The organism is Moorena sp. SIO3I8, assembly GCF_010692325.1.
In the GTDB taxonomy this organism is placed as follows: Bacteria; Cyanobacteriota; Cyanobacteriia; order Cyanobacteriales; family Coleofasciculaceae; genus Moorena.
Genome location: NZ_JAAHHW010000464.1, coordinates 1 through 1,116 on the forward strand (window position 1 = coordinate 1; position 1,116 = coordinate 1,116).

The following is a 1,116-nucleotide window of genomic DNA, read 5'->3' on the forward strand; positions in this document are numbered from 1 at the left end:
CACTATCTCCTGTGCTAGCTGCCACAATCTAAATACCGGTGGTACAGACCAAATGGTGCGTTCAATTGGGATCAAGAATAGGATTGGCTTGATTAATGCACCCACAGTCTTCAACAGTGGATTCAATTTTAAGCAACATTGGGATGGAAGCGTTGAAACCCTAGAGGAACAGATTGATAGACCAATCCATGCAGAGCAGGAAATGGGTTCTAATTGGAAAGAAATCCTCAGTAAGCTCAAGCAATCCCCTGAGTATGTCTCACTATTTAGCCAACTGTATAAAGATGGTATCAACAGCGAGAATATCAAGGATGCGATCGCTACTTTTGAAAGATCGCTGTACACTCCCAACTCACGCTTTGACCAATTTCTGCGCGGCCATAAAAATGCCCTCTCCTCCTCAGAACAAGAAGGCTATCGTCTATTTAAAGCCTATGGCTGTGTTAGCTGTCACCAAGGAGTCAATGTCGGCAGTAATATGTTCCAGGCTTTTGGTCTGTTTGGAGATTACTTTAAAGATCGCGGTAAGCTTACCAAAGCTGATTTGGGACGCTTTAATGTCACTGGCAATGAACGTGATCGTTATGTATTTAAGGTTCCCAGTTTGCGCAACGTTGCTCTAACATCACCATATTTTCACGACGGTTCAGCTGAAACTCTTGAAGAAGCTGTGACGATAATGGGCAAATATGAATTGGGACGCCGACTGTCGCCAAACGATATTGGTTTGATTGTCAAGTTCCTGAAAACTCTCACAGGCGAGTATCAAGGAAAACCATTGTGAACACAACTCAATTGCTAAAGCTCATAAATACCTTGGCTGCTGTTTTTATCTTGGCTTTTTTGGTGAAGAAAAGTCTACCAATTAACGTTGAAGAACACCAACAGTATAAAAATACTTTAAATCAACAAAAGGAGATAGATGTAATATTAAATCAGGATATTCTCAAATCTCGATCCGATATATTAACCTATTATGATCAATTTTTAAAGCATTTGTATCAAATAAAAAATACCCAAAACAAGCTTAAGAGTAGTCCGACATTTATTAATCATGATGGGAGAAAATAACTCAATAAAATTATTCAAATTCACTTAGAATTAATCAATGAAAAA

Annotated in this window: 2 protein-coding genes; both read left to right on the forward strand. The window is 38.8% G+C overall.

The window, feature by feature from the left end; genetic code table 11:
- Positions 1 to 784: cytochrome c peroxidase (locus tag F6K51_RS37905; protein ID WP_293031484.1), on the forward strand; the 784-nt coding region annotated here is incomplete at its 5' end.
- Positions 781 to 1,071 (forward strand): DAHL domain-containing protein, encoded by a 291-nt coding sequence (locus tag F6K51_RS37910; protein ID WP_293031487.1) that lies wholly within the window; start codon positions 781 to 783, stop codon positions 1,069 to 1,071. The genes F6K51_RS37905 and F6K51_RS37910, both read left to right, overlap by 4 nt.
- Positions 1,072 to 1,116 lie beyond the last annotated feature (45 nt).